The following is a 23,892-nucleotide window of genomic DNA, read 5'->3' on the forward strand; positions in this document are numbered from 1 at the left end:
AAGGGCGGTCGGCGGCAGCCGCCCTTTGGTTGCCATCGCCAACGCGATAAAACCTCGAATAGAGGTTTTTAAATCCCTTTTCCCAAAACCATGTAAAAACACGACTCAAGCCTGTTTCTACACTTTAAAAGCGCGAGGTAAACTCCCGCATACGGCACGACCTACAAATTTAAAAGCTGCGCTTTTCGCGCGAGCAAGCTCTGCGCCTACAAGTTAAAGCGCGACTACAAACTACTCTGCAACCACTTGTTTAAACCTTGCAAACGTTCTCATCCCTTCATCTGCAATAATCACTTTATACTCTGGATTTTTAGCGATTAACTCATATTGCCCGTTGGGGAGTTTGTTTACTTTACGCAGTAAATATTGCCCTTCGCCGCTCTCGCCATCTTGTTCGATGGCGACAATTTGGTCGCGCAGTGAGCCTGCATTGTTTGGGGTGATCCATTCCAGTAACAGTAAATCGCCATCAGAAATTGGGTTTTTACCGCCATTCATCGAGTTACCGCTGGCGTGGGCTAAAAAGTGCGTTTTTAAATCTTTATCTGACAAACCAAGTCCTGTTGGCAGGGTTTTAAATTCCATGTCGCTGTCGTCACCAGTTTTAAAATGGCCGCAGGCGATTTTTAAATTAGGGAAAAATGGCAGCTTTAATGCATCATCAATTGATTTTAAGCTAACTTCGGGCTCAGCGACTTGATCTAACTCAGGTTGTTTTGCTTGTGGGAAAGCCACTATGTCGGCAGTTGGTTTTGCTTGTTCAAAATGGTCTTTATTTCCAAGCCATAACTTTGCGTTATTGGCTTGTGCCACCTGATACGCCCAATTGCTTACTGCGAGAGATTTATCTGCATCGCAGTGAAAATACGCACTTAGTTCGTTGCTAATAATTTGGCTGTTAACAACCAAATTTTGGTTTTGCCAGCGCTCGCGGTGCTGCTGTGCAGCTAAAAAGTCGCGTTTGTTGTTATTACATGTGCGGTGCGCTGCCACAAAATTATGGCCTAAGTCATTTGCGTAGCGGGCAAACGGTATAAAATGATCGACTTCAACATCGTTTTTCATTGGCTTTTGGCAATAAAAACAGCTGTTTGATTGCAGCTCTACCAAAATAGGTTTTGCTTTGGTAAGTGCATTGCGGTCAAAGCCAAATAAAAAATCATGTAGTTGGCTTTGCGGGCCAATAAGTGTTTGGTTGTGCTTTATGCTTTGAATTTTTTGCAGCCATGCATTTTTAGCCAAGTACGTTACTAGGTCGTAAAAACGCCTGAAACAACTGGCAATACCAGCATTTAATGTGATGTATTTAGAACTTTTAGTATGCGGATATAAAAAACATTCATCTTTGCCATTAAGCTTTTGTAATAACCACAAAGGACCATCTTTAATTGTTTTTAATGTAGAGCTCCGAATGCTTTTAAATTCATTACTTTTCATTAATTGGCTTACTGAGTTGATGTTATTTAATTTTGCATTATGAAGAGTGGTTATGATTTTAGCCTGTTTTTTTGAATTAGTGTTCTGTAGAAGTAATTGCTTTGTGTCGTTATTGATACCACCAAATGGCGTTGCTTGATGCCAATATAAAGTAACAAATTTTTCAACTAATTCATCAAATGATATTTGTAATTCTAAATCTGAATCTATTTGGTGCTTTTCAATACTGATATCAGCAAGCGCATGCAATAACGCAAACTTATAGGTTGCACTAAAATCACCCTCCACCAGCATACGCTGAATGTAGGCAATAAAGTCGAGTTGCTGCTGCATGGCAAGCATTAAACACGCCCGCTTTTAATCAATATCGCATTGAGCCATTGTTCGTTTTCGCGCCCTTTGCGTTGGTCGCCGGTGATCCAGGTTTTATGAATGTTAAGTTCAGGTATTGGTTGTTTAAGCGCGGCGAGACCTTGCTCGTTTAAATCGGTAAACGTTCGGCCATTGTGAGTTCGTTCACCTTCGCCGTATTTGAAACTGACATACAACACCCCTTCTGTTTTAAGCGCGGTCGTAAGTTTGTTAAATACCTGCGCCAGCTCGTTATGTGGCACATGCAATAAGCTAGCGCAGCACCAAATACCATCAAAAGTATTTACATCGTCAATTTCGGTAAAGGTTTTGAGCGCAACAGGCTGGTTTAAAACGCTTGCTGCAATGTCCACCAGCGCTGGGCTTGCGTCCATTGCACGTACAAAATAACCCTGTTTTTTAAAATACAGCGCATCGCGGCCGCTGCCACATCCAGCATCTAAAATGAGGGTTTGATTGGGAATTTTGTTGGCAAACAGCGGTAAAAACGCATCGTAAAGTGCGCTCATATCAACGTCTAAGGTTGAAGCGACGAATTCTTGCGCATGTTGATTGTAATAATCGAGGGTGGTATCCGTTGTTCTAGCTGTCATCCGCGGGTCCTGTGCGTGAATTTTTTAGTGTTGTCACAAGCCTGTCTGGATTGGCTTGTTTTTTGTTCTTGCTACTTTTTATTTTGTTGTGAGCTTAGGGCTTTTTATAGCTGTTTTAAGTGTTTGCCTAAGTTTACTCATTATGCACAGTATTAAATTTGTTTGGAGGTGGTTGTCAAAAGTAGAACAATCACTTTAGATTCTGAAACATATCACGGTTTTTAAATTAAAAACAAGTAGTTGAGATTAAGTGTGTGTAGTTTTGGCCTGTGGTTTGTTTTGCCAAGGTATTGCAGCGTTTAGTCGATTTTTTGTTTTTGTATTTTTCAGCTCATTAGCCGATGTGCTTTTTTTGGCAAAACCTTAGTATTATTAAGGGCTTTTGCGTGTTCACCACACTCTTGCCATCGCTTGTTTGCTATGTGTTTTAGATTATCCCGCTTTTTAATATGGTTTTAGCGTTACTGTTGCGCTGCTTTTTTCTACGTCATTGTAATAGCTTGTAATAATCTTATTGGTCTAAAAATCTACGCTATTTTAGGAACAACAACAAAGAGTCCTGTTTAGTCTTCACGGTTTGACCCTGAATATTGAATGACTTTTTATTTTATTAGTTGGTAAATGGAGCGTTTGATCATGGCACATTCTCATCACGAAGGTTTAAGCTGTTCTTGTTGTAATAAAATATGGAAGGCATTTTTGCCTCACATTACTCCGCCCCCTCCCCCCAGTAATTGTGAAATTAACGAGCAGTCAGCCCCGATTATTTTTAAAGCAACGCACAACGTTGGTGACATTATAACTAAGGGATATATTCAAACCATGGCTAATGGTCAAAACGACTTGGTTGAAGCAATGGGTATTCATAATGGCAAAATTATCGCTATTGGTGAATTTGATGATGTTAAAAAAGCCATGCCAGCTAACAGTGACATTGTGTATTTAACCCATGGCCATACCTTATTACCAGGTTTGATTGAACCGCATTTACATATTTTACCGACGTCACTGTTTAATTGTGGCATTTCGGTCAGCCCATTTAATGGTCAATATTTAAACCCGCATTACAATCGGGCCAGTGTGCTTGCTATTTTAAAAGCGAATATTCCAAGTAATCCAAGCGATTGGTTATTTGGTGGCGATGTTGATCCATCTTTGTTTGTTAATGGTGAAAAAGAGTTTAATGCTGATGTGCTCAATGACGTATCTAAACAAAACCCGATATTTTTAATGAATGCATCTATGCATTTAGCGTATATCAATAAGGCGGCGATTGACCTTGTAGCTAAAAAAGGCGTGATCTGTAACGACAATGGCGTTTTGCACGAAATTGATGAAATTATGCCTGTCCTGAGCTTGTTGCCAAAGCCAAGCAATGAGGCTTTTACTAAACAGGTCAATTTATTGTTTGCCAATGCCAGTAAACGTGGTGTTACCTATATTTATGATGCAGGAATAGATGCGCCAGCATCAAACAAAGACTTTGATCAAGTCGCTTTTTTAAAACACCTAGCCCACCAGCCAGACTGTAAAATTCGCATTGGCGGTTCGCTTGTTGCCCCTCATTTAAAAGACTTTAATTCCCATATTAAAGGCAAGTACGCACCCAACCAAGGTGATGAAAAGTTTAATTTAGCGTTTATTAAAGTGGTTGCCGATGGCTCAAACCAAGGGTTAACGGGCTATCAATACACCCCTTATGATTGTGACGAAAATTATACGCCGTACCAAGCTGAAAACGCGGATATAGAAAAACAAAACAATGTCGGTCTATTTAATTATGGTTATCCGGTTGAATTTGATGCCCTCATTAGCACCGCTCATGATAACGGCTGGCCAGTGATGATCCACGCCAATGGCGACCATGCAATGGAGCGTACCCTTAAAGCGTTTGATAACGCGTATGGTAACGGCTCGTCATTCACTTATCGTAATCGAATTGAACATGCTTCGTTATTAAGTGATACCAATCTCAGTGATATGGCTCGCTTAGGTGTGTCGCCAAGCTTTTTAATTGGCCACGCGGGTTATTGGGGCTGGGTGTTTAGCCAAACAATTTTAGGCCAAACGCGCACTCAACAACTCGACCGCTGTCATTCGGCTTTACATCAATACAATATGCGCATTACGTTGCACAGCGACTACAGCGTTACGCCACTTGGCCCACTTCGTATGATGGAACAAGCCATAGCGCGTAAAATGGAAGGCGCACCTAAAGAGCTTGGGCCACAAATACTTAATAGTGCCGAGTGTATTACTCGCTTTGAAGCCTTAAAAGCCGTGACCTATGACGCAGCTTGGCAATGTTACGCCGAGCAATGGGTTGGCTCTCTTGAAGTAGGTAAATGTGCCGACTTTGTTATTTTAGAGCAATCTCCTTTAACATATGTTGCACCTCATAGCGCTAACTCAGTAGCAGGTATGCGAGATATTCCTGTGATTGAAACTTGGAAAGCCGGTAAACGGGTTTATCTTAATGAAGAGCTCTACGAGGAAAAAACCATCGTAGTGAAAAAGCCCCTGTCGGGTGTTGAGATTTGTGAAAAAATTATTAATGTTGGTGCATAAAGCCATCGCATTTTTTCATAAAAAAGTGTGCAGTTAGCTCACAGGTATTAACCAAGAAACGATATCAGCTGCATAAGGGAATCGCAGCTGATATTTTTTGTAAAAAAATATGTCAGTATTTGTTTTCTCTATCTGCCTTTATGGCCTATTTTGCCGGGTTATTTAATTTTTCTGTCACATAGTCATCAACAATACGAGCCAAAATGTCTAACGGGACTGCACCATTGGTCAACACCACATCGTGAAACTCAGACAAACTAAATTGCTCACCTAAACGCTGTTTTGCTGCTGCGCGAATTTCAAGAATTTTCATCATGCCTACTTTGTATGAGGTTGCTTGACCTGGCATTACAATGTAACGCTCAATTTCAGAGGTAACATCAGACTCTGCCATACCTGTATTGGCTAACATGTAGTTAATGGCTTGCTCACGAGTCCAACGTTTATGATGAATGCCGGTATCAACGACTAATCTCACTGCACGAAATAACTCAGCTTGTAAGCGGCCAATGTTGTCATACGGGTCTTTTTGAAAACCTAATTCCCACGCGACTTGTTCGGCATAAAGCGCCCAGCCTTCGGTATAGGCAGTAAATGGCGACATTTTTCTAAACAGGGGTAACCCTTCGGCTTCCATGCCAATGGCAATTTGAAAATGATGGCCCGGAATGCCTTCATGATACGCCAGTGTACGCATTGAATATTTAGGAGTGGCTTTTATATCGTACAAGTTGGCAAAAAATAAACCAGGCCGCGAGCCATCAATGGCCGGTTGCTGATAATACGCCCCAGGCGCGGTTTTTTCTTTAAATTCTGGAATGCGACGTACTTTCATGCCTGCTTTTGGTCGCACATTAAATGCATCATTAAGGCCAGCACTGACTTCATCAAGAATGGTTTGGTAATCAGCCAAAATTTGCGCGCGGCCTTCATCGGTATCTGGATAATAAAACTGTGGTTGCGCTTTTAGCGTGTCGATTGCTGGGGTAAAACCTTGGCTAATATCAAACCCTTCGCTGGCTAAAATAGTTAAAATTTCACCTTGGATCCGAGCAACTTCTGTCAAACCCGTTTGATGAATAAAATCGGCGGTATACTCTGTGGTGGTAAAAAACTTTAACAGACTAGCGTAGGCTTTATCACCATCTGGTAGTTTCCAAAAGCCATCATCTGTGGTCGATTTTGCTTTTAAGCTGGTGAAATAATCAATAAAAAGTTGATACGCGGGATGCACCGAAGCCTGCATTTGCGTGCTGACTTGGCTTAAAATTTGGGCCTGCTCTTGGGCACTAAATACTGATTTGTTATTTGTTTGCGCCGTTTGCTCGGCTTTAATCATTTTATCTTGCAGCGATACATAGAGAATATTTTGATCTATGGGTTGAGCAACAAATGTCTGCATTTCATCAAGCACACGGTCGATAACAAAACGCGGCGGAATAATGCCTTTTTCTTCGCGTAATTTAAGCCCTTCTAAACTTTGGCTAAATTGACGTTTGACTTGCGATAAACGGCTAATGTAGTTCTTCGCATCTTCCACAGTATTGACTTGGTGCTGGGCATCCATAAAACTTGGGAAGCCATTTTGAATCCCAAACAACTGATTTACAGGATAAGAATGAAAACGAAATTGAGTTGCTACTGCGGCATAATCAAGCAGGTACAACGCAATTTCTTTAGACATGCGGTCTGATTTGTCTAAATCTTCATCGGCATATTGCGCCACACCTTGGCGAATTTGTGGCAACATATCGTACAATTCATTGTCTTTGGCAAGGCTTGCATCATCTAAGTTTGCATTGTGACCTTTAATACCAATACTTTCTAAAAACCCGAGTGATGTTAAGGTTTCTGGGCTATCAAAAGCCATTTTGACCATAGTGCGATCAACGTAGGATTTAAAACGAACAGGTTTATCGCCATACCACTCGTGGGCTATAAACGCGCCACCACCTAGCAAAGCCAGCAGCAATAACGCGCCCAGCCATTTAAAGGTTTTTTTAATCATTTTATTTCCTGTATTTATTATTGACCAAAGTAATGCAATAACTATACAGGCTTTTTTAGATTACTTAACAGTGTATTTACAATTTAGTATGGTAAATGAGTTTATTTAACGGATTAAATAATTAGAAAATGGACGCTATTTATTTTTAGGACTTTTTCAGAGCTTTATTTATACGTTTGTATCTGTCACCTAACAGGCAAAATACAGCGCAGCACACAGTAAAAAGCCGCTAATGAGCTCATTTAGCGGCTTGGGATAATCTAAACTCGGTGCTTAAAATTCATAACTAACACTAAAACGGGTCGTACGAGGCATAATGTAGCGCCCATTTGGTGCATCTGCATTACGAGGATCACCTTCGGTAATGCCTTGTTCGTTGCTTAAGTTATCAATGGCTAATTGCAATTTAATGCCTTCCATTGGTTCTAAAATCAAACCTAAATCAATTTTTTCATAGCCATCAAGTACCACTGTATTTTCGTTATTACCAAAACGGTCATCAACTGCCGATATTGTGCCATATATGGTTGCATACATACCGTCTAGTTCAAAATCATAACTGGGTGTGACACGCATTTGCCATTTAGGTTGGCGCTGGGCTTCGTTTCCCTTGTTTGCCGGGCTTTGAGTGATTTCTGTTGATTGAAAGGTTGAGTTTAGATTGACCGAAAAACCCGACTCATGATTATAGCTGTAATCAAGTTCGACCCCATAAGCTTGATTTGTCAGGATTTCTGCCGGTTCTCCCGGGCGGCGGACAAATGTGTCACCTTTGACTTCATTGGTAAATAAAGTGGCAAAAAAGTCGGTACTTTTGGTCATTAACTTATAACCCACTTCCGCTTGCGTCACTTCTTTAATCAGTTTTTCACCTGCCTGATATGCACCGTAGTTATCTCTGAAATCATCAAAGTAAGGCATTTTATAACCACGATTAATACGAGCAAAGACCCCCATGTCATCGTCAAGTGAATAGTTAATGCCTATAGTCCACGAGGTTTTGTTTTCATCGTATTGCACGGTTTTATTAAATATGCCATCGAGGTCTTCATCAACGCTGTACTCTACTTCATGGCTTTCATTTCGAAGGCCGGCATCAAAGGTCAGCAGCTGGGTAAATTTATATTGCGCTGTGGCATAAAATGCATTGGTACGGGCATCACCTGATGAATTAATATCATAATTAAAATCACAGCCTGCTGGGTTTTGATTACACGCGATCCCATTTAGCATTTCGCCTGACGCTTCTAATACATGATAAGCAGTATTGCCTAAGCTCCACCAATCGTTTGCCGATGTTGTTGCACTGTAATAACCAAAGGCAGTAGATAAATCACCAAACTGTTTTGAAAAAGCTAAATCATTGGTAAATGAACTGATTTCTTTGAGCACTACCCAGCGGCCAAGTTGTTGTACTGGGGTATTAGCGGTATAAACCGTACCAGTTACAGCCCCAATTGCGGTTGAGCTATTGTCAGCAACTGCGCCAAGCGTCGTTGCTGATCCCGCTGGCACTAAACCCAATGTATTGGCATCACCTTTGGTGATATTAAAGCGATCGGAAAATGCCCAGCCATTTGCAAACTCAAGTTTAATGCTACCACCTGATACATGACCTTCCCAACCACGGCCATCACCCATATCAATTTGGTGTGCCTCATTGTTTGGCCCTGTAAAAATTGTAGCTTTGCGGTTTAAAGTACCCAATTGGGTGTATTTTGCATCAATACCCTCAACGTTTAACGGCGTTGGCAAATACCATGCACCATGATCATCAGTTTGACGGGTATAAAAATTAATTTCGCCATTATCGAGTACCTTAGTAATGTTAATCGTAAATTGATTGCCTTTTTCTGAGGTAAATCCAGCATCACGAATACCCGGCGAACTTTTTACATAACCACCCATCATAAAATAAAGGTCGTCTGCTATTTCACCACTGATAACCGCATCAACTCGTTGTAAATCATAATCTGAGGTGGTGTATTTAAATAAACCTTTGCTATCTTCAGAGCCACGTTTTAAACGAAAGTTTGTGGTTAAACCTGGCTGACCGTTTGATACCACAGGATTTGGCCCACCTCTGAGTGCTTCCATGGTTTCAATGGTTTCATCGATTCTAAATAGGGACGAATTTTCTAAAAATGAGAGTGTGGGTGCCGGATAAATTGGCGATCCTTCCATACTGAGCGTTAAAAATGGCGCATCACCACCACCTGGAAAACCACGAACAAACACATTTGCGCCAGACTCACCACCGGAACTTTCAACCCAAACCCCAGGGACAGCTTTAAATAAATCGGCAGTGCTTTTAGGTGACAGTTTAATAATTTGCTCTTCGTCAATGTTAGTTACAGCATAACTTGCATCGATTTTACGTACACCCATACCCGCTGGCGTGCCAGATACCACGATTCGTTCTACTTTATTATTGGTGGTTTGGTTTGCTTCTTCGGCTTGAGCTGTGTGATTGCCAAGTGCAAACAATACTGCACACGCAATAGAGCTCATTGCTAGGTTAATTTTCATGTGTGTTCCCCATTTTTATTAACTAATTTAAAAAACCTATAAATTACAGTGCGTTAAATTTTTTTATTAATGATTAATGCGCCGTCTATTAAAACCTTAGAACTTTATGCAAACGTTTGCAATTCATTTTTGCATTTTACTGTATTATTTTTAAACACATGATTTGTGCTATTGATTTTTAAAAATTTAATCCTTCAGGCCGCAGCCTATCGCTAATAATGATGATATATTGCAAACTCAAAGCTTTAAGTAAGGTTTCGTATCACCCAATGAATAACAAGAAATTAAAGTTAACGGATTTAGCCAAGCTTGCTGGCGTTTCTACTTCAACTGTTTCGCGTGCTTTAAACAATAACCCATTGATAAAGCAAGAAACTCGAGACAAATTACAGCATTTGGCCAAACAGCATAACTTTAGTTTAAACACTGCGGCTAGCCGTCTACGATCACAAAAAACCAATGTGGTTGCAGTGATAATTAATTTTGATGGTGATACTGAGCAGTCGATTAATGACCCTTTTTTGCTAAAAGTGGTCGGCGAAATAAATCTAGCGTTAAACAAGCAAGGATTAGAGTTATTGCTTTCGAACTCCTTTATGGCTGGGGATGATTGGGCCAATTATTTCATTAACAGCCGTCGTGCTGATGGCATTATTGTGGTTGGCCAAGGTAAAAGCCCGATAAACATTGAAGCGGCGGCCAACGCTGGTGTGCCTTTGGTGGTATGGGGCGACCCTAAAACTCCCAGTAATTACCCTATTGTTGGCAGTGACAACTTTGTTGGCGGACGCATAGCCACTGAACATTTATTAGCATGTGGCGCCAAACATATTTTGTTTTTAGGTGATCCTGCGCATGCCGAAATAGCAGAGCGTTATCGCGGTTATCTTGCTGCGCTTGCTGCTGTTAAAGCCTCGCCACAGGTGGTATCAATTGATATTACTAGTAGCGCTGCATACCTTGGAATAAATCAATTGCTGGTTGAAAAAGGACTCTGTTTTGATGGCATCATGGCATGCAGTGACATGGTTGCTCTTGGGGCAATGAAAGCGTTAAAAGAGCGCTACATTAGCATTCCAAATGATGTTGCTCTAGTTGGTTTTGATGATATTGCGATGGCCGATATTAGCCACCCTTCTTTGTCTAGTATTAGACAAAATACCCAACGTGCATCGGTTTTGTTAGTTGAGAAGCTGCTTGCTCAACTACAAGGCGAAACAGCACAGTCCCAAGTTGTTGATATTGAATTAATTAATCGTCAATCTACCAAACGTTAACCCATCCAGTGCCTAGATACTCATGGCTGAATTAAAATTTAAAATGCAAACGTTTGCATTTTAAATTTAGCTAAACTAGACTAAAAAAAATAATTAACTGGCTAGGCGAATGAATCCAATAAGAATAACCATAGCGCTCGCATGCAGCTATTTTGTGTTCGCAATTTTACTCAACAGCGTCGGCACTGTCATCTTGCAGTCCATTAATAGTTTTGACGTTACCAAAGTTCAAGCTTCTGTTTTAGAAGGATATAAAGATTTAACCATCGCATTGGTATCGTTTGTTATTGCTTCGTTTATTCCCCGTATTGGTTATAAATTTGCCATGCTGTTTGCGCTGGCAGCTGTCGCTTTAATCTGTTTACTGATCCCCACTATTGCGCAATTTTATGGATTTAAACTGCTGTTTGCGGTCATTGGCTGTAGTTTTGCAATTATGAAAATCTCAGTTTATTCGGTGATTGGTCAAGTGACTGATGGCGCAAATAAACATTCTGCGCTGTTAAACACCATTGAAGGCATCTTTATGCTGGGTGTGTTATCTGGTTATTGGGTATTTTCGGGTTTTATTGATAATACAGATGTACACAGTAAAACCTGGCTTGATGTTTATTATTTACTAGCAGCCTTTGTTGGTGTGGCATTTTTAGCGGTGCTTGTTGCGCCAATCAAAGCACAAAATGCTGGTCAATTACCACATAATCAATGGCAAGCATTTATCGAAATGCTAAAACTCACTTACAAACCGCTCGTCATTATTTTTATTATTAGCGCATTTTTATATGTCTTGATTGAACAAGGTGTCGGTACTTGGTTACCAACGTTTAATAATCAAGTACTTAAATTGCCAGTTGATATTAGCATTCAACTTGCGAGTGTTTTTGCCGCAGCCCTGGCGCTGGGTCGTTTAGTGGCTGGCCAAATGCTGCGTTTTATCGGCTGGTATCAGCTCCTGTTAGGCTGTTTACTCGCGATGGCGGCATTAGTATTACTGGTTTTACCTCTAACTCACCATGTTGATGGCAGTAATATTAATAGTCTGCTTGATGTGCCTTTAGCGGCCTATTTGTTGCCATTGATTGGTTTTTTTATGGCTCCTTTATATCCATTACTTAACTCCGTCATGCTGAGCTCACTTGAGCAACATCAACATGCAGCTATGACAGGGTTAATTGTTGTTTTTTCAGCGTTAGGTGGCACAACTGGCTCGATTATCACCGGTTTAGTCTTTGATACTCTCAGTGGCCAACATGCTTTTTATCTGACGTTAATCCCAATTAGCTTTTTATTAATTAGCGTTACTCTTTTTAAAAAAATGACTCTCAGCCTGCACCCAAGCGCCAGTTAAAGGACAATCATGAACTTTGTTAATAGCCAATTATTTTTAGACGTACAATTAGCCGGTCTATTTGCTGACAGTAAAACCTTTGCTGATGCTGAGGCCAAACACAGTTGGCAACATGCCTGTGCGCTTTATCTAGCAAAGGCGCCTTTGCAAGGGGCTGATTTAGCTCAGTTTGTGGCAGAGGAATTTACATTTAAGTGCGCTGAGCTGCCAAACCAACAGCTTAATACAACTAGCGTCAAAGACTATATTGAATCGCTTTGGCCGCATTTACATCGCCCTGCAGATAACGCCAAAAGTAGCTCGTTACTGCCATTACAACACAGCTATATTGTGCCTGGAGGACGCTTTCAAGAAATTTACTATTGGGATAGTTATTTTACCTCCTTAGGCCTTGAAGACATGGGCGATATTGACAGCATTGAAGATATGCTGATGAACTTTATTGATTTACAAAATCGTAATGGCTGTATTCCCAATGGGAACCGTAGTTATTACAGTTCGCGCTCTCAGCCACCGATTTTAGCGCTTATGGTTGATTTAGTATGGCAAGCAAAATATCGCAACAAGGCTGACTTTGACTGGTTAGCACAATGTGCCAATGCACTTGAGCAAGAACATCGTTTTTGGATGCAAGGACATGACGAGTTAAACCCAGACAATACAAGCCACCGACGTATTGTTCGTATGGCAAATGGAGCTTTATTAAACCGCTATTGGGATGATGAAGCGACAGCACGACCAGAATCATTACGTGAAGATTTACACGACAGCGCGTTATTAGCGCAAGCGCAACGAGAGCAATATTTTAGAAATATCAGAGCTGCATGTGAGTCAGGCTGGGACTTTAGTAGCCGATGGTTAGCCGATGGCACTACCCTGCTTAGCATTCAAACAACTGATATCATCCCTATTGATTTAAATTGTTTGTTGTATCAACTTGAATACCAACTAGCCGAATATTTTGCCGTATTAAAACGTCCAGAAAAACAAAGCTATTTTAATCAACTGGCTGCAAGTCGTAACAAGGCAATTAATCACTATTTATGGCATAACGAGCTTAACTTTTTTGTAGACTATAATCATAAGCTTGGACTTCAATCTGAAGTACTTTCTTTGGCAGGCGTAGTACCATTATTTGTACAATTGGCCACCCATCAACAAGCGTTACATGTTAACCGTAAAATTATGGCCGAATTTTTAAAACCGGGAGGGCTTGTCACCACTTTGAATAAAACAGCGCAACAATGGGACAGCCCCAATGGCTGGGCACCATTGCAGTGGTTTGCGGTGCAAGGATTTAACTATTACGGATTTAACGCTGACGCCCAAACAATTATCGCTCGCTGGTTAACCATGATAGAGGCCAACTTTGCCACCGATCATTGCTTACTTGAAAAATACAATGTTTGCGATCCTGCTCACCGAGCCGGAGGCGGAGAATATAAGGTGCAGCAAGGTTTTGGTTGGACCAATGGCGTAACGGCTCGCTTTTACAAATTAACAGAGCAAATAAACGCATAATTTACTCAAACAGTAGAACGGGCTAAATTGAGAACAAATAAAAAGAGCGCATTTCATAATGCGCTTTTTTATGCTTTAAATTTGGCTTTACCCTAAATGGGTGGCGGCTCGTTTTAATCTGTCGTGCGCTGCCAGCCATTGCTGGCCTTGTGGTGGGCTTTCAAGCCAAATTTCGGCTAAACCGAGTGTGTCGGCTTTTCCTAATTCACGAAACAACACTTGGCCATAGTCTTTGGCATCTGTTGGCATTGCAACGAAGTGCACATTCGGTTTATCGCTTTTGGTCTCGAAGCTTAACAATGCAATTTGAGCGGTCACACTTTGTAGTGCTTCGTTTAACTGGGTTTTGTTCATAACTCGAAGCAGCGTATTGGGCTGATAATGGGCTTTAACGTTGCCGGGTACCGCTTTGTTATGTTGCTGCGGCTGAGTCACTGGTTGCCCTAAAACTGCACTGAGTTCATTGGCTGTAATGGGGCCTGCTCGCAAAATCTGTACGGTATCGCCTGTTAAGTCAACAATGGTTGACTCTAACCCATGCTCACAGGCACCGCCATCAAGTACTGCGGCTAATTTGCCGTTAAGTCCAGTTAATACATGCTCAGCACAGGTTGGGCTAAGCTTTTTATACGGATTGGCCGAAGGTGCGGCAACCGCTAAATCATACTGTTGTAATAAGCTTAATAATGCAGGATGTGCCGGCACTCTGAGTCCCACCGTCGTCAAACCTCCAGTTACCACATCACTGACGCCCTCGGCTTTATTGAGCAATAGCGTTAACGGGCCGGGCCAAAATGCGGCGGCTAGTTTTAGTGCCGTTTCAGGCACTGTTTTTGCCCAATCGGCCATTTTTGTGTGATCAGCTAAATGCACAATAAGAGGATGATTTGTTGGGCGACCTTTTGCGGCAAAAATTTTTGCTACCGCTTGTGCATTACGCGCATCGGCCGCGAGGCCATAAACGGTTTCGGTTGGTACGGCTACAAGCTCACCTTGCTCAATTAACTGGGCAGCTTTTGCAATATCGGCTTGCTGCTGAGCTGATAATACTAAGGTTTTCATGGATTACACCTTGGGCAATAATCTGGCTGGGCGAATGCTTCAGCCTCTGGGTAAATATCTGTATGTAAGCAGTGTTGGCATTTTGCAATACGATGCTTTATTTTTTCAGTGGGTGTATTACAGAGCTCACAAGGTAAGCCGGTTTCATAGTGTTCAGGCCAAAAACCCGGTGTACTACATTTAGGACACTCGCACTTTAAACGCTCAACCAAGTTTTGCGCCGCTTTAATGATGTGAACTTGGCGCGCTGGGCACTGATGAGCCCGTAAATCATAACTGAGTTTAACTGTTCCTTGTGCTAGCCAATGGGGTAACATTGACCTGACTTCGTCAACACTTAAGCCCTTTTGCTGCACACTGAGATTATCGGCCAGTTGTAATACCAGCCCTTGTCCCGCAGGGACTTGAGATAATAACAGCTCAGCCTCTTCAAGTTGCTTATGTTGATGAGCGTTAACCTCAAGACCTTTAACTAAAATTGGCCCATTAAATTGTCCTAATACCTTAAAACCCAGTGCTGTATCTACATAGGCAATTAGCTCACGGTTCATTATCCCCAAGCCATAAGGACCGGGACCAAAACTGCCTTCGCTGCCAATGCCTGCATCTAACGAGGTTAAATCCGCCGCTAGGCTTGCTTTTTCGATAGCGCACTCTTGAGGTGTTTTAAGTCGAGGAGGCTCTCCGGTAAAGCTGCCTAGCAAGTCGGTATCAAAATCGGTGGTCAATACTAGGTTACTGGCAAATGATGACATAAAAGCCGGTGCAATTTGCCCAGCTTTGCCATGCAAAGTAAGTAAGCCTATATGTTTTTTAACTGTCATTTTAAGGGCCATATAAGTTTATGAAATGGCGCTCAATCATCTATTGATAACCCATTAATCTAAAGGCGTTATTGTGCAAAGTTTAAATACATAAGTAAAATACATAATTAATGAATTTTCGTTCTGTTAAAGTGAACAATGAACCGATTAAACTATCATCATCTTTACTATTTTTGGCAGGTTGCAAAAATAGGTAATTTAACTAAAACCGCTGAGCAGTTACATGTTTCACAATCGGCTTTGTCGGCACAAATAAAGCAACTAGAGCAAAATCTAGGTATTAGCTTATTTAATCGCACAGGGCGACAGCTTACTTTGACCGAAAGTGGTCATCATACTTTACGCTATGCTGAGGATATTTTTAGTAAAGGGGCCGAACTTGAACAGTTACTGGCATCAGGTCTTGATCCTGAGCATGCCACAATCCGCATTGGCACCCTTGCAACCATGTCACGTAATTTTATTGAGGCACTCATTGCCCCTTTGCTCAGTCAAGGTGATTGCCGTTTCATATTTAAGTCTATGGATCAAGCCAAATTACTCAACGCATTAGCAGACCACCAGCTCGACTTTGCGCTAACAAATATTGCAGTGCTTGGCAGCAATAAACAACTATGGCAAAGCCAACTACTCGCTCATCAACCCGTTGTCATTGTTGGGCCACCTAATTTAGCATTATCTGGGGATTTAAACGCTCAATATCAGAGGCAAAACTGGGTCTTACCCACCGTAGAAAGCCCACTTCGAACGTCATTTGATGCACTTTGTGCCCATTATCAACTAAAAACAAACGTAGTAGCTGAAGCAGATGATATGGCAATGCTCAGGCTACTTGCCCGCGACAGTGGCGCTTTGGCGGTACTGCCTAAAATTGTGGTTGAAGATGAACTAAAAAGTGGTGTATTACAGCAATACCTTGAACTACCCAATAGCTATGAAAATTGCTACGCCTTAACCGTGCCCCGCCAACGTACTCATCCAAAATTAGCAAGTTTATTGGCAATGTTGGGCGCCCAAGCAACAGCAACGTTATAAGTAACGATTAAAAAGAAGCTAAACAACGGGTATTTTATCAGTAATGAGCAATACTCTTTAACAGCAAAAATTTAATTACAAGTGATTAATTCTGTTAATAATTGCAATAATTAATACTATGCTATTATCAGTGAGTAAAATGCGTAACTCGTTTCGCTAATACCCTATTTGCTCGATTTTTATTCGGTAAGGATATAATGCAATCAATAAGTCCAAAAAGCTCGCAACTTAAAAAATCGATTTTACACTCTTTATGGCTGCCATTAGTTGCACTTGTTATGGGTTTATCTTTGGCGATTCATTTTAATCAAGTGGCTGTTAAAGAAGAGCAAAGTGTGATTCAAAATGCACTTAATGAGCGCTTATCCCATATTACCGAAAATGTTAAAGACAGTGTCACTTTATATGGCTATGCCTTACAAAGTTTACGAAGCAATATTTCAACCATTGGCTTAGATAATTTTAATTATCAAAAAATGCAGATCTATATCCAGTCTCACAGTTACAATGACGATTACCCTGAGCCGCGTGGTTTGGGGCTCATTCGATTAGTCAAACCGCAAGATCAAACTGCTTTTATTGAAATGGCAAAAGCTGAACGTCCTGATAATACCTTTAATATCAGGCAACTTGCGCCTCACAACGATGACTTGTTTATTATTCAATATATCGAACCGGAATCTCGCAATAAACAAGCTGTTGGCCTTGATATTGGTTCTGAAGCAATGCGCCGCAACGCCGCTTTAAATGCCGCCGAATACGATTCCCCCAGGTTAACCGGCCCAATTACCCTAGTTCAAGCCAATCAAAAAACACAACAAGGTTTTTTGATTTTAAGTCCGGTATTCAATTCACTTACGCCCCCTACTACTTCGAAGCAACGCGTAGCAAATGTAGTGGCATGGAGTTATTCACCTATCTTAATCGATGAAGTATTAAGTGATGTTAGTAGTTTAAAAGCCGATATTATTTTATCAATTAGCGACCAAACTACACAGAGCCCACAACAGTTTTATACCTTTGGTGATATGGCTTTTGCTCTGAATGAGCACCGCAGTGTGCACACTATCGATTTACTGGGACGACAATGGCAATTAACGTTAACAGCAACACCTGAATTTTTAAACGAACTAAATTTAGCGCCGCCTTACCAAGCGTTTGGTGCTGTAATGACCATTACATTTACCATCATGCTTGCGCTATTTAGTGGTCAATTAATTTTAATGCGCCAATCGCAAATGAAAGCCTATGAATTAGAACTGGCCCAAGCTCGCGAAAAAGCGCTGACAGAAGCCAATTTAAAACTTGAAGAACAAGTCGAGCAACGCGCATCTGAGATTGCCAATATAAACTTATTGCAAAAAAGAATATTAGAAGCATCGAGTTACGCCATTATTACAACCGATATCAAAGGCATAATTACCCTTATCAACCCCGCTGGTGAAAAAATGCTCGGCTATAGCGTCAATGAACTTGTTGGTAAACTCAACCCAGGTATTTTTCATCTACCAGATGAGATAATGACAAGAGCCCAAGCCCTCAGTGATGAACTTGGTACTCAGATAGAACCTGGTTTTGAGGTCTTTGTTGCTAAAGCGCGTATTGGACAACAGGATATAAATCGTTGGACCTATGTTCATAAAGAAGGTAAACAGTTCCAAGTAAAACTAAGCATCAACAGCTTATATAATGAATTTAATGAACTAGTAGGTTTTTTAGGGATTGCATCGGATTTAACCGAACAGCTTAAACGCGAACAAGCCCTTGCCCATGCCAAAGATCGCGCCGAAAAAGCAGTAAAAGTGAAGTCTGAGTTTTTAGCGAACATGAGCCATGAAATTCGCACTCCGATGAATGGGCTATTTGGAGTAATGCAATTACTTAAACAAGAAAATCTCTCTTCTGATGGAAAAAACCTGCTTGATAAAGCCTTGTATTCAGCTAAAAACTTAACGGTTATCATTAATGACATTTTAGATTTTTCTAAAATAGAAGCAGGAAAACTCACCCTTGAACTGACTAATTTCAAACTATCAGAATTAATTGAGCATATTAACTCCGATTTATCAGTTAATGCTTTTAACAAACAAATCGATTTAACGTTTGAGATTAATGTTAAACACGACTTTTGGTTTGGTGATCCCATTCGTATCCGGCAAATTCTGCTCAATATAATTTCAAATGCAATTAAATTTACGAATACTGGCGGCGTAAAGGTTTTGGTTAACGCCTTACCCACATCTAATGGGCTGCAAATCTCAGTGATAGATACCGGGATTGGCATCGCGCCAGATGCGATTGAACGTTTATTTAATCGTTTTGAACAAGCGGATAAATCAACGACTCGTAAATATGGCGGTACTGGCCTTGGTTTATCGATATCTCAATCTTTAATTGATTTAATGCAAGGTGAAATCAGCGTAACAAGTGAAGAAAACAAAGGCACCAGCTTTAGTATTATGATCCCACTTGTACAAGCGCATGTGCAACAAAACACGCCACCCCATGTTATTACGCAATTAAATCTTGATCATAAAACCATATTAATAGCAGAAGATAATGCCATCAATATCATTATTGTCACGGCGATGCTTAAACCAACTAATGCAACATTAATCATCGCCAATAATGGTCTAGAGGCGATAGAGCTAACCCAACAGCACCAACCTGATCTTATTTTAATGGATATACAAATGCCTGAAATGGACGGGATCACCGCTTGCCAACATATCAAAGCGTTTGACCCTTTTATTCCCATCGTAGCCCTGACCGCCAATGCTTTTGCAGAAGACAAAATTTTATATGCCAAAGTTGGTTTTAACGGTTATTTAGCTAAGCCGTTAGATTCTGACCAATTAATGTCTGTGATACATAAGGCCCTAAATGCCAAAATGACTCTCTAAGGCAGTTTAGAGAATAAGACACACCCTGTGTTAGCTAACTCAGATTAGCCGTAAATTTGCCAGCCCATATATTTAACATCTGCAAGTTTGAGCATAGCTAAATCTTCCTCGGTATCTCCATAAGCAAAGACCTGATCAAAATTTGATAAATCAAATTGGCTGAGTACTCGCTTAACTTTCATTTCATTACTACAGTCATCCGCGACAAATTTTCCTGTTGCGTAGCCATTTTTTAGTGCGACTTCATTACAAATAAGTGCTAAACCTTGCTCCTGACACCAATGCGTTAAATACAGATTTAACGAGGCTGAGACGACCACTACGGTATCACCTTGCAGCTTATGATAGAGAATTCGCTCCAAAGCATTTTTTCGCAAATACTGCGGGATGATTTCTGTAGAAAATTGTTTGCCTTGTTGGTTCAGCGATTCAAATTTGCGGCCAAAAAGTGCTAAAAAGGCACTCATTTTTCGTAAGGCGATAGGACTCAATAACCCTCTTTTGTATAAAATATAGAATGGCAAAATAATGAGGTTACCGATTGTTTTGCGCATTCTTGAGGCGCTGTATTTTAAAAAAATGCTAAACAATTCTCGCTCGGTAATTGTGCCGTCAAAATCAAACAATGCTATGTTTTGCTTTTTTCCATTCGCCATAAAAATTCCCGTCATTAAAGTTTTTTCAATGGTATCAAATATTAGCAAGCTTGCATCATATGTGACAGATAAACAGACTAAGACATAAATCACTTCTGAATTATTTCATTCCCTTATCATTTTTCGCCATTAATCACCCCTTTTAACCATTCATCACTTAGGCAAAAACACCTTACTTAATCTCCCCTAATCTTACCTCAACGAAACGAAATACATCGCTTCAAATTTAACAGAAAAGGATAATTATTATGAACACTTCAAAATTTGACATTGCAATGGCAACTTCTTTAACAGGTTTAATCGTTGGTGGTTTAGTGATTGCAGGCATGGCCAGTGCTTTATTAGTTGGCACTATAGTAGGTGGTGCGGTTGTATTAGCAACACGCTAAATAGATTGACTACAAACAACCGGGTGAGACTAAAAATATTAACCTTTTTAGATTATTGCCTCATTAAAAAAAGGAGTAGGACAAGGACATGAAAGTAAAAACACTGATGATAGCAACGTTTTCATTGATTGTTGTTGGTACAGTGGCAGAGGGTTACAACCTGGCACATCACGAAGAAATGGCGTTGTCAAAATGTAAAACCGAGCACAATATTGACTATGTCGATAGCAAAGGATTTAAATGTAAAACCACTCAGACACCATAAGGCGATGCCTATGACCAATTATCAAAATGAATAAAAGCACTTAACCTACAAATTCAGCGTTAAGTGCTTTTTTTATGCCTGCAAGCGTTATGCAGTATTAACGAATTTACATTCGGCTGATGGTCTTAATCCTTACCCTGCATTTTTTAACAATGACCCATACGTAATTCAATTGACCAATTTAAGTGTTTGCAATAAACAACATTTTTACTGAGCTAAAGAATAAAGCTGAATTATTTGCTCACCGTTAATGTGTAATTCCCTGCGCCGGAATAAGAATAGACAACAAAACGGTAATATCCTGCGCTGGCGTTATAGTTAATTTGTTCATTTGACGTCGGTGTTTCAGAGATAGCTACTTGTTGCCACGTGCTACTTTGCCAACGTTCGATTTTTAAATCAAAATCTGCATTCGTAGGTCCGACAAGCTTTAAACTTATCGCGCCTCCACCATATTCAAACCAAGTGCCGTTAGGTTCAATTGCCTGTTGCTTTTCGTTTAAAGTACCAGTGTAAGTTTCATCTTTCGGTGGTGTAATGACAGTATCACCCACTTTAAATGTGATGATTTTACCGGGTGAGCTGATATTACTAATACTCAAACCTGAGTCTTGCCCATTCCACCATAGCGCATTGGTGCCTCTGGATGTTTGTGCATTGGGATAAATGCTCGAGAACTCACCTGCATAATCAAATAAATCACGGGCATCACCCCGATTACGTTTGTATTCTGGATCGCGATTACCATCTGCATGCTCCATTTGAATATAAGGACGCCATTCATTGGAGTTTGAGCCTTGGCTATCGACATGCCAAATAGCAAGACCTTGATCAAGCTGCTCTGAACTTTGCCCCGATTGATGAATTGCTTCGATATAAAACGCTTCGTTTTGATTAGCAGGGTTAGTCCATTTATAAGAAGTATTACTATCAGAGGTTGCCGTGAGTGTACCTGTAGGCGCATTACTATTAATTGCAGGATTAAGCTCTGTGACGCTATCCCAGCCTGCCAGCGCTCTAAAATGTGCAACCGGTGGCGTTGGTTTAAAACGGTTTGTATTACCAATTGCGCCATAACCCATCACTCCAAAGCTTGCGACTGAGCCTTCAGAGCTGCCATCATAATCGTAGAGATCAGGCCAATTGGTGATCAAATGCCCAGATTCATGAACAAATGTGCCTATGGCTAAGCTACTGCGCATATCGGTTACTTGGTAGCGATCGGTACAAACACCATCGGCGCAAAAACGTGGGCTTAATCTTGCCATGTGTGGCCATAAACCTTTTGACCAAGCGCTGTCTGAATTACCAGCGTACAAAACATTTAGCCCACGAATTGCGCCTGAGCTGTTAGTTGATAATGTTGCAAAATTGAATCCTTGTTGGAACTCAAGCCAATTTAGCGCTTCTAAAATCAACTCTTGTGAGCGCACGGTAGAGCTTAAGCTTGAATCAGCATAATAAGCTTTATTCTTTTTCGCGGTGTAATAACGGGTGACTGTATTGGTGTAATCTAACTTATTGCCTGAGACACTTTTAAAATAACCCCGCACAGACTGAGCATTGCCAAATTCGCTGTAGTTGACATCATTTAAAAAACGTTCAACTTGTTGCTGGGTAATTGTGCCGCGCTCATCTGGGAAATCGATAATAATCGTGAGCCCTTTAATGTTGCCGCTGATCAAGGTCGAGGTATCGGAACTTGGCGTAAACGTATCGCTGTGTTGTAACTCATCATCTTGTTCAAGTAGTGTCTGTTCAAAATCGGCGGTCGAACTGTTACCTAGCATCTGCTGCATTTTTTCTGACACCAAGCGAGCTTTGGCGTGCGTACTTAAACCTTGCTGTTGATTTTGCAATGTTGCAAGCTCAGTGTCATTTTTTGTGAGCGTTTTTAGATTATTGCTGCTCACTAACACCCCTGTCGAAACTAAATCACTGCCAGCTTGATTAAGCATGGCAAAGGCCATCCCTTTTAGGGTGTTATCAAACATCACCAATCGGCCATCTAGAGTGCGTTGCTCTGCGTAATAGTCATTACCGTTTAGCACCACAGTGATCACCTCACCATTCGGTTGTGTAAATGTGTATTGGCTGTTGTTGTATGGAATGGCGGCAAAGGCATTAGCACATACAAGCGCTGCACTACAAAGTGTAAATTTCAGTTTCATTGTTGTTCCCTTAAAAGTTAAATTACCCAATTTGGGTATTAAATGTTTAACTTAAAATTTACAACAGGTCAAAGTTTAACCTTTCTTTTAATTTTATAAATTATACTTTTTTGTTACATGCAATCATGTGAAGTATTAATTCCAAAAATAGCACTGAGTAAATCACTGGCACTTAATGACATCACCATCATTGAGTTAAATGACTTAGCCCAAGGTGAATCTGTGCCTCACACCAATTCACAGTATTTAATATAAACACCAGCAGCAAAATTAATTTACTAAAGCGTTTATTCGTGTCGCTAGGTTGGTTACCATAAACAAAAAATGGAATTTGTTATGCCGTGCCCATTTGATTATTTACGCCAGATTATTAATCAGTACCAAGAGTTAAGTGAAACCAGCTGGCACGCTTTTAAAGCTTGTTGTCAACTTAAAACAGTTGCCAAAGGCGAGGTTTTATACCCTGTTGGCGAAATACCCACTTGCTTTTGTTTTGTCGTTACAGGCTTATTTCGTGGTTATGTTTTAGATGAGCAAGGCAATGAATATAACAAAACCTTTTTTCGTGAAGGCCGCTTTCCTGGAGTGATGAGCCCGCTATTAACGCAGCAACCGATTAATTTAGCTGTGCAGGCCATTGAGGCATCAACAGTGATTGAAATCAATTTTGCTCAATTTAGAGCGCTGATGTATAGCAATCTTGAGATCAGCCATTTTCAAATACATTATCTAGAAACTCATTGGCTACTGGAAAAAGAACGTAAAGAAATGCAACACCTTCAATTTGAGGCAAAAGATCGTTATTTACAATTTATCAACGAGCACGCTGCCATCGTACCCCGTTTAGCCCAATATCATATCGCAAGCTATTTAGGTATAACCCCTACCCAACTGAGCCGTATCAAAAAAGAATTATAAAAAATCTTGGTTTATC

At 40.7% G+C, this 23,892-nt stretch carries 18 protein-coding genes; 10 read left to right on the forward strand and 8 right to left on the reverse strand.

Annotated features, from left to right (window positions below; all coding sequences use genetic code 11):
- Positions 1-231: 231 nt before the first annotated feature.
- Both PTUN_RS09440 and PTUN_RS09445 read right to left on the reverse strand, forming a co-directional pair.
- Positions 232-1,779 carry a S24 family peptidase gene (locus PTUN_RS09440; RefSeq protein WP_009840021.1) on the reverse strand — a complete coding sequence of 516 codons (1,548 nt, stop codon included), beginning with the start codon at positions 1,777-1,779 and terminating at the stop codon, positions 232-234.
- Entirely contained in the window at positions 1,779-2,402 is a 624-nt protein-coding gene (locus tag PTUN_RS09445; protein WP_009840022.1) for a class I SAM-dependent methyltransferase, read from the reverse strand. The genes PTUN_RS09440 and PTUN_RS09445 overlap by 1 nt, the downstream gene beginning before the upstream one ends.
- Positions 2,403-3,224: 822 nt before the next feature.
- On the opposite strand from PTUN_RS09445, the gene PTUN_RS09450 reads away from it, so the two are divergent.
- Complete coding sequence (locus PTUN_RS09450; RefSeq protein WP_198138447.1) at positions 3,225-4,970, forward strand: amidohydrolase; 1,746 nt, start codon at positions 3,225-3,227, stop codon at positions 4,968-4,970.
- Between the two features lie 145 nt (positions 4,971-5,115).
- Here the strand turns inward: PTUN_RS09450 and PTUN_RS09455 are convergent, their stop codons facing one another.
- On the reverse strand, positions 5,116-6,978 hold the full coding sequence (locus PTUN_RS09455) for a DUF885 domain-containing protein (protein ID WP_009840025.1): 1,863 nt from the start codon (positions 6,976-6,978) through the stop codon (positions 5,116-5,118).
- Between the two features lie 273 nt (positions 6,979-7,251).
- Complete coding sequence (locus tag PTUN_RS09460; protein ID WP_009840026.1) at positions 7,252-9,507, reverse strand: TonB-dependent receptor; 2,256 nt, start codon at positions 9,505-9,507, stop codon at positions 7,252-7,254.
- Between the two features lie 269 nt (positions 9,508-9,776).
- Between PTUN_RS09460 and PTUN_RS09465 the strand changes: the two genes are divergently transcribed.
- From PTUN_RS09465 to PTUN_RS09475, 3 genes are all read left to right on the forward strand, one after another.
- Positions 9,777-10,784 carry a LacI family DNA-binding transcriptional regulator gene (locus PTUN_RS09465; protein ID WP_009840027.1) on the forward strand — a complete coding sequence of 336 codons (1,008 nt, stop codon included), beginning with the start codon at positions 9,777-9,779 and terminating at the stop codon, positions 10,782-10,784.
- Positions 10,785-10,893: 109 nt separating this feature from the next.
- Positions 10,894-12,132, forward strand: coding sequence for an MFS transporter (locus tag PTUN_RS09470; RefSeq protein ID WP_040644151.1), 1,239 nt, complete (start codon positions 10,894-10,896; stop codon positions 12,130-12,132).
- Positions 12,133-12,141: 9 nt separating this feature from the next.
- The gene (locus PTUN_RS09475) at positions 12,142-13,653 is read left to right on the forward strand and encodes a trehalase family glycosidase (RefSeq protein WP_009840029.1); all 1,512 of its coding nucleotides are present in this window, start codon (positions 12,142-12,144) and stop codon (positions 13,651-13,653) included.
- A gap of 87 nt (positions 13,654-13,740) precedes the next feature.
- Here the strand turns inward: PTUN_RS09475 and PTUN_RS09480 are convergent, their stop codons facing one another.
- Both PTUN_RS09480 and PTUN_RS09485 read right to left on the reverse strand, forming a co-directional pair.
- Complete coding sequence (locus PTUN_RS09480; RefSeq protein ID WP_009840030.1) at positions 13,741-14,715, reverse strand: L-threonylcarbamoyladenylate synthase; 975 nt, start codon at positions 14,713-14,715, stop codon at positions 13,741-13,743.
- A complete protein-coding gene (locus tag PTUN_RS09485) occupies positions 14,712-15,539 on the reverse strand; it encodes a DUF6671 family protein (protein ID WP_040644152.1) in 828 nt (275 codons plus the stop codon). The genes PTUN_RS09480 and PTUN_RS09485 overlap by 4 nt, the downstream gene beginning before the upstream one ends.
- Positions 15,540-15,677: 138 nt before the next feature.
- Here PTUN_RS09485 and PTUN_RS09490 point away from each other — a divergent pair, with 138 nt between their 5' ends.
- Positions 15,678-16,574 carry a LysR family transcriptional regulator gene (locus PTUN_RS09490; RefSeq protein ID WP_009840032.1) on the forward strand — a complete coding sequence of 299 codons (897 nt, stop codon included), beginning with the start codon at positions 15,678-15,680 and terminating at the stop codon, positions 16,572-16,574.
- Positions 16,575-16,771: 197 nt separating this feature from the next.
- Complete coding sequence (locus PTUN_RS09495) at positions 16,772-19,477, forward strand: CHASE domain-containing protein (protein ID WP_009840033.1); 2,706 nt, start codon at positions 16,772-16,774, stop codon at positions 19,475-19,477.
- Positions 19,478-19,521: 44 nt separating this feature from the next.
- On the opposite strand, the gene PTUN_RS09500 is transcribed toward PTUN_RS09495, so the two are convergent.
- Positions 19,522-20,133, reverse strand: coding sequence for an HAD-IB family hydrolase (locus PTUN_RS09500; RefSeq protein WP_040644267.1), 612 nt, complete (start codon positions 20,131-20,133; stop codon positions 19,522-19,524).
- A 248-nt stretch (positions 20,134-20,381) separates the two neighbouring features.
- On the opposite strand from PTUN_RS09500, the gene PTUN_RS21750 reads away from it, so the two are divergent.
- Both PTUN_RS21750 and PTUN_RS21755 read left to right on the forward strand, forming a co-directional pair.
- Positions 20,382-20,522: a hypothetical protein gene (locus PTUN_RS21750; protein WP_009840035.1), complete on the forward strand. Its 141-nt coding sequence runs from the start codon at positions 20,382-20,384 to the stop codon at positions 20,520-20,522.
- An 88-nt stretch (positions 20,523-20,610) separates the two neighbouring features.
- On the forward strand, positions 20,611-20,787 hold the full coding sequence (locus PTUN_RS21755; protein WP_009840036.1) for a hypothetical protein: 177 nt from the start codon (positions 20,611-20,613) through the stop codon (positions 20,785-20,787).
- Between the two features lie 233 nt (positions 20,788-21,020).
- On the opposite strand, the gene PTUN_RS09505 is transcribed toward PTUN_RS21755, so the two are convergent.
- Positions 21,021-22,958, reverse strand: coding sequence for a M6 family metalloprotease domain-containing protein (locus tag PTUN_RS09505; RefSeq protein WP_009840037.1), 1,938 nt, complete (start codon positions 22,956-22,958; stop codon positions 21,021-21,023).
- Between the two features lie 117 nt (positions 22,959-23,075).
- Between PTUN_RS09505 and PTUN_RS21760 the strand changes: the two genes are divergently transcribed.
- Both PTUN_RS21760 and PTUN_RS09510 read left to right on the forward strand, forming a co-directional pair.
- The gene (locus tag PTUN_RS21760) at positions 23,076-23,213 is read left to right on the forward strand and encodes a hypothetical protein (RefSeq protein ID WP_009840038.1); all 138 of its coding nucleotides are present in this window, start codon (positions 23,076-23,078) and stop codon (positions 23,211-23,213) included.
- A gap of 81 nt (positions 23,214-23,294) precedes the next feature.
- Positions 23,295-23,876, forward strand: coding sequence for a Crp/Fnr family transcriptional regulator (locus PTUN_RS09510; RefSeq protein WP_040644153.1), 582 nt, complete (start codon positions 23,295-23,297; stop codon positions 23,874-23,876).
- Positions 23,877-23,892 lie beyond the last annotated feature (16 nt).

The organism is Pseudoalteromonas tunicata, assembly GCF_002310815.1.
Lineage (GTDB): Bacteria > Pseudomonadota > Gammaproteobacteria > Enterobacterales > Alteromonadaceae > Pseudoalteromonas > Pseudoalteromonas tunicata.